5 protein-coding genes are annotated in these 6,144 nt (G+C 35.9%); 1 reads left to right on the forward strand and 4 read right to left on the reverse strand.

What is annotated here, in order from left to right:
- Nucleotides 1-63 precede the first annotated feature (63 nt).
- The 4 genes from gnd to KI356_RS25980 all read right to left on the reverse strand — a co-directional run bounded on the left by gnd (nt 64) and on the right by KI356_RS25980 (nt 4,583).
- The gene (gene gnd, locus KI356_RS25965; RefSeq protein WP_212936886.1) at nt 64-957 is read right to left on the reverse strand and encodes a phosphogluconate dehydrogenase (NAD(+)-dependent, decarboxylating); all 894 of its coding nucleotides are present in this window, start codon (nt 955-957) and stop codon (nt 64-66) included.
- A 193-nt stretch (nt 958-1,150) separates the two neighbouring features.
- Nucleotides 1,151-2,635, reverse strand: a complete 1,485-nt coding sequence (gene zwf, locus KI356_RS25970; protein WP_212936887.1) for a glucose-6-phosphate dehydrogenase — start codon at nt 2,633-2,635, stop codon at nt 1,151-1,153.
- 364 nt (nt 2,636-2,999) lie between these two features.
- The gene (locus KI356_RS25975) at nt 3,000-3,548 is read right to left on the reverse strand and encodes a glucose-6-phosphate dehydrogenase (protein ID WP_128280635.1); all 549 of its coding nucleotides are present in this window, start codon (nt 3,546-3,548) and stop codon (nt 3,000-3,002) included.
- Nucleotides 3,549-3,629: 81 nt separating this feature from the next.
- The gene (locus tag KI356_RS25980; protein WP_128280696.1) at nt 3,630-4,583 is read right to left on the reverse strand and encodes an LLM class oxidoreductase; all 954 of its coding nucleotides are present in this window, start codon (nt 4,581-4,583) and stop codon (nt 3,630-3,632) included.
- Nucleotides 4,584-5,050: 467 nt separating this feature from the next.
- Between KI356_RS25980 and KI356_RS25985 the strand changes: the two genes are divergently transcribed.
- Nucleotides 5,051-6,049, forward strand: a complete 999-nt coding sequence (locus tag KI356_RS25985) for a zinc-dependent alcohol dehydrogenase family protein (protein WP_128280636.1) — start codon at nt 5,051-5,053, stop codon at nt 6,047-6,049.
- Nucleotides 6,050-6,144: the final 95 nt, after the last annotated feature.

Consider the following 6,144-nt stretch of genomic DNA (forward strand, 5'->3'; position numbering starts at 1 on the left):
CCCGATTGGTGAAGGCTAATAATCAGTGGTGAATAAAGAACCCCCACTGATTAAAGTTTCACTTTATTTCTTTTCGACTGCATGTCCGCCAAATTCATTGCGCAGAGCTGCTACAACTTTCCCTGTAAATGTATCATTGTCTAATGAGCGGTAGCGCATTAATAGAGACATTGCGATAACAGGAGTTGCTGTTTGAAGGTCTAATGCTGTTTCTACTGTCCATTTCCCTTCACCAGAAGAATGCATAACTCCCTTAATTTCATCCAGTTTTGCATCTTTAGAAAATGCATTTTCAGTTAATTCCATTAACCATGAGCGGATTACTGAACCGTTATTCCACACTCTTGATACTTTTTCATAATCGTAGTCAAATTCACTTTTTTCTAAAACCTCAAATCCTTCACCAATAGCAGCCATCATACCGTATTCAATTCCGTTGTGAATCATTTTTAAGAAGTGACCACTACCAGCTTTTCCAGCGTATAAGTATCCATTTTCTACAGCAGTATCACGGAAGATAGGTTCAACGATATCCCAAGCTTCTTGATCTCCTCCGATCATGTAACAAGCACCATTACGAGCGCCTTCCATTCCGCCAGAAGTTCCTGCATCCATAAAGTGAATACCATCTTTCTTTAATTGCTCATACCTGCGAATAGACTCTTTATAATGTGAATTACCCGCTTCAATTAAAATATCTCCTTTTGAAAGCAATGGTGTAACCTCATCAATAACAGAATCAACAACAGCGTGCGGAACCATAACCCAAAGAATTCTTGGTGATTGTAATGACTGAACAAGTTCATTTAAACTAGATACACCTGTAGCCCCATACTCTTTCATTTCTTCCACTGCACTCGTATTTAAATCGAATGCTGCTACTTCATGTTTATGATCAATTAAATTTTTCCCTAAATTCAATCCCATTTTACCTAAGCCAATTAATCCTACTTTCATAATATAATTCCTCCTTAAATTACCCTTTATCATAAATACATATCACTAAAATCATGAACACCTTTTTCTCATATAACTTTTACGTATTAGACAACATTTTCTGTCGTAAATGCATGACCTTAGCTCCAGCTCCTAAAGCTACACATATTGCAATAGTAAACGTCACTTTAAACACCTTCTTTTAAGAACGTACTTATTTTTTCAATTCCTCATCTAACCACCACTTAAATTCACTTTCTTGTAATAGAGCATTCGCCGCATCTGGACCATATGAGCCCGACTCGTAATCATGAAGAGGCAATATGTTTTCCTCGAATGCTTCAAGAATTGGCTGTACCCATTCCCATGACAATTCGACTTCTTTCCAGTGTGCAAAGAATGTAGAATCACCACATACAGCATCATAGATCAGTCTTTCATATGCTTCCGGTATGCCCACTCCTGTTTGCTCACAAGTAAAATGAATACGAATCGGTTCAAGTTCTCCATTTTTCAATGGATTTTTACTATTTAATTGCAGTGAAACATTTTCACTCGGGCTAATTTCAATGATTAACAAATTAGGCTCTGTATTTGGATTATTATCTTGATATTGCTGTTTTAACGTATTTTTAAATTCGATTACAATACGAGTAGACTTTTCTTTCATTCGTTTACCTGTTCGTATATAAAATGGAACGCCAGTCCAAAACGGATTATCGATCCATAAACGAGCAGCAACAAATGTGTCTATGTTAGAAGAAGGATTTACTCCTGGCTCCTCTTTATACGCTACAACTTGTTGACCATTTATCTCTCCTGAAGCATATTGTCCACGAATGATATGGTTCTGAACGTCTTCTTTTTTCACTTTACGAAGCGTTTCCATTACCTTTCGCTTTTCCTCTCGAATTTCACATGCGTTAATTTTTTCCGGCAGATTCATAGCAGTCATCATTAATATTTGTAACATATGATTTTGAACCATATCTCGAATGGCTCCAGCCTGATCATAATATCCTGCCCTTTCTTCAACCCCAACTGTTTCACTCGCTGTGATTTGTACATTCGCTATATGTTCTTTATTCCAAATCGATTGAAGAACAGGATTTGCAAATTCTAGTGCTTCAATGTTTTGAATCATCGGCTTACCTAAATAATGATCTATACGGTATATCTCGTCTTCTTCAAACGTTCGACTAAGCTTATCATTAAGTTCACGCGCAGATTTAAGATCGTGCCCAAACGGTTTCTCAATCATTAGACGTTTCCATCCATCTGTTCTATCAAGTCCGCTTTCCTTAATATTTAAAGCGATTGTCTCGAAAAATTCAGGAGCAACTGAAAGATAGAACATTCTATTACCTTTTATATGTAGTTCTTCTTCCCTTTCACGAACGACTTGTAATAACCTCTCATAGTCTTCCGGCTTACTCACATCTAATGGACAATAGCGAAAATTATCTAAAAAACCTTCAAGTTCTGGAGTACCTTCTTCCCTATGACGGGAAAACGTCTCTATTGATTCTTTTATTCTTTTTTGAAAATCCTCATGAGATACTTGACGTCTTCCAAGCCCGATAACAGATATTTGCTTTGGAAGCTTTTGATCTCTATATAAGTTATATAGTGCGGGGTAAATTTTTCGTTTCGCTAAGTCCCCTGTCGCTCCAAATAAAACAAAGGTCATTGATTCCAATTTTAGTCCCCCTCTTGTTGTATAATCCTGGTCAATATACTAAAAATGAATTGTACAAAAGCTCATACTCTTATACTTCCTGTTTTTATAAAAAACAAAGAGTTATCTAATTCCAATTCTTTTTATACCTTTCGCTCTCTCATTGTCCCCAATATTAATAGTGGCAATTCAAAGCATTTCTACTGCATTTTACTTATTTATTAGATTTAACGAAAAAATATTTATCTAATTACTTTTAGTAATCAAATAACCTTATGTCTAGTATATTAACTACATAAATTATGACCGTCAATAAATATACCTCGAATTAAAGATTTTTTATTTCGTAATACTTATTTTGTGTATTCCTAGTTACCATTCATGTTCAAAGATAATGATCAATACAATAAATATCAGTTTCATCAAAACCTTTAATTAACTTTGTATTTAACTCGCGAACAGATTTTAAACTATGACCAAAAGGCTTCTCTATAATAAGACGGTTCAATCCTTTTGTGGCCCACAATCCACTTTCCTTAATATTTAAAGCAATTACATCAAATACTTCTGGTACAACAGATAGGTAAAACATGCGGTTTTTAGGAATGTTTAATTCTGTTTCACGCCTCTTTACAAGACTCAACAAATCTTGATAGTCCTCTATATTCGCTGTATCTAATTGACAATAACGAAATGTGCTAATAAATTCTTCTACTCCTGATTCGTCATCAGTAGATACTCTAGAAAATGTAGCAAGGGATTGTTCTACCTTTGTTTGAAATTCCACATCTGACATTACCCTTCTGCCAATACCGATAATAGAAATAGATTGCGGTATATTTTGATTACTAAATAGTTTGTATAAAGCAGGGTAAATTTTTCGTTTCGCTAAATCCCCCGTCGCTCCGAATAAAAGAAATGTCATTGAATCCATTACTTGTTCATTTCCATCTCTTGTAATACATTTTTATCTCCATATTGCATAAGTCCTATTGCTTTCATTCTTTCCACTCCTTTACAATGCAGGGAAATGAGGTAGTACTTCTTCTCCTAGCTCATCCAATACTTCGTCAGCCGGGCGTTTACCATCAAATAGAGCAAGGAATAAGTGATTCACACCAATACTTCGGTATATATCAAGCAATTCAATTAGTGCCTTACGTCCTGTACGGTAACCTAAACGGATTGGTGTAGGGCGTTCATTTGGATCTTCAGATAAGTCTAAATGCATCGGCTGTATAAATGGTTTGAATACATCCGGATGATAATCCTCTACTAGTTCTCTCCATTGTCCAATTGCTGCCGCCTGATGTACCGGACTACGTGGATAATACATCCATCCATCTCCATGTTCAGCGAACCATTCCATATTTTGCTGACTAAAACCTGTAATAAAGGTTGGAACATGCTTAGACGGTTTTGGAACTAAATTTGCACCATGCACTTCTCCTAGTGTCGACTGGATAGATGGGAAGTTTTTATACAAAATCTCTTCCAAGTAAGCAAACGCTTCTCTAAACTTTTCACCTCTTGTTTCATGACTAACACCTAACGCTTTAAAATCGGCACGTCGGTCACCGGATGAAACGCCGAGCATAATTCTTTCTGGAAATAGTTGATCCAATGTCGCAATTTCTTTCGCCACACGTAGCGGATGGCGAAGTGATAATACAGTTGCCGACGTTCCAAATGCGATTTTCTCTGTTTTGCTTGCTAAATACGTCAAATAAATCATCATATCGTAAATTTGACCTGTTGCAGGATCGCCAAAGTCAGGGTCTTGCAGCAAAACATCTCGAAGCCATACGCCTGTAAAACCATATTGTTCCGCTTTTTGTACCAGTTCTACTTGTTTTTCCATTGTTGGTGCATGAAACTGATAATTTTCAATCGGAATGTGAACTCCTAATGTAAGTCGATCTTTCGCAAACATACGATTATATCCAAAATGATTCGCAAACTTTTCCATGTGTTTCACTCACTTTCCTTCATTCATATAAATCTATAATTTTCTTTACTTTTGGTCTTTCTTCTCAAAATTCATACTTAATCCTGTTAACACCACATTGCTGCAGTTTTGTCTAAATAAAAAACGATTGTAATCGTAATACCTAAAACGTAATCGTTATAACTTTGTGCTACGAATGTCATTATAAAACGGTCATAACATTAATAACAGTACGTACTTTAAAGTGATGTAGGCACTTTAAAGTACCTATAATAAGTGAGTAATAATAAACGTAATTAATAAATCATGCTGCAAAAATAACGGCTACCCTTTCTTCAAAAAGCTTTACAGTTGCTTTTGCAAGTGCGTTACATTATTTCACACACTTTCCTCTTCTTTATATAAGATTCTCACTAGCCAAATTCATAATATTATACTTATTTTTTATACTTTGCTATGCTATAACCACGAACAGGAGGTAATAAACAATGAAAGCACAAATCATCCATTCTTTTGGGGATTCATCTGTATTTCAATTAGAAGAGTTTTCAAAACCGAAACTTTTACTAGGACACGTTCTAATCCATGTAAAAGCGACAAGTGTAAATCCAATTGATACGAAAATGCGCAGTGGCGCTGTTTCATCAGTTGCTCCTGAATTTCCAGCTATATTACACGGGGATGTAGCAGGTATTGTTATAGAAGTAGGCGAAGGTGTTTCGAAATTCAAACCTGGCGATGAAGTATATGGGTGTGCCGGAGGTTTCAAAGGAACTACTGGTGGTGCACTTGCAGAATTTATGCTTGCTGATGCACGGTTGATTGCTCACAAACCAAAAAATTTAACAATGGAAGAAGCAGCTGTCTTGCCATTAGTTGCAATTACCGCTTGGGAATCTTTATTTGATCGTGCAAATATTAAATCAGGTCAAAACATACTCATTCATGGGGCTACTGGTGGCGTAGGACACGTTGCCATTCAACTAGCTAAATGGGCAGGTGCTAAAGTTTTCACGACAGCTTCTCAGCAAAATAAAATGGAAATAGCTCATCGTCTAGGAGCCGACATAGCTATTAATTATAAAGAAGAATCTGTTCAAGAATATGTTCAAAAACATACGAATGCCAACGGATTTGAAGTTATATTTGATACGGTAGGTGGCAAAAATCTCGATAATTCTTTTGAAGCTGCCGCAGTCAATGGAACTGTCGTAACAATTGCAGCTCGTTCAACCCATGACCTCTCTCCTTTACATGCAAAAGGACTCTCTCTGCACGTTACTTTTATGGCGTTAAAAATATTACATACAGATAAGCGTAATGATTGCGGAGAAATCTTAAATAAAATAACTCAAATAGTAGAAGAAGGAAAACTTCGACCATTGCTAGATTCTAAAACTTTTACGTTTGATGAAGTTGCACAAGCACATGAGTATTTGGAGTCGAATAAAGCAATAGGTAAAATAGTGTTGAAAAACGTTTGGTAACTATAACTCTATAATAAAAATAATGATTCATTCATGCTTTTTAGCTTATTAAGCTTAATACGTAGATTAATTGTACAAATGTTAAACAAGGCGAT

Origin of the sequence: Bacillus hominis (assembly GCF_018332515.1) — a bacterium.
GTDB classification, from domain to species: Bacteria; Bacillota; Bacilli; order Bacillales; family Bacillaceae_G; genus Bacillus_A; species Bacillus_A hominis.

Coding starts and splice junctions, on each gene's coding strand:
- KI356_RS25980 (WP_128280696.1), bottom strand. CDS start 4,583: ATGGAAAAGTTTGCGAATCATTTTGGATATAATCGTATGTTTGCGAAA.
- KI356_RS25985 (WP_128280636.1), top strand. CDS start 5,051: ATGAAAGCACAAATCATCCATTCTTTTGGGGATTCATCTGTATTTCAA.
- gnd (WP_212936886.1), bottom strand. CDS start 957: ATGAAAGTAGGATTAATTGGCTTAGGTAAAATGGGATTGAATTTAGGG.
- KI356_RS25975 (WP_128280635.1), bottom strand. CDS start 3,548: ATGGATTCAATGACATTTCTTTTATTCGGAGCGACGGGGGATTTAGCG.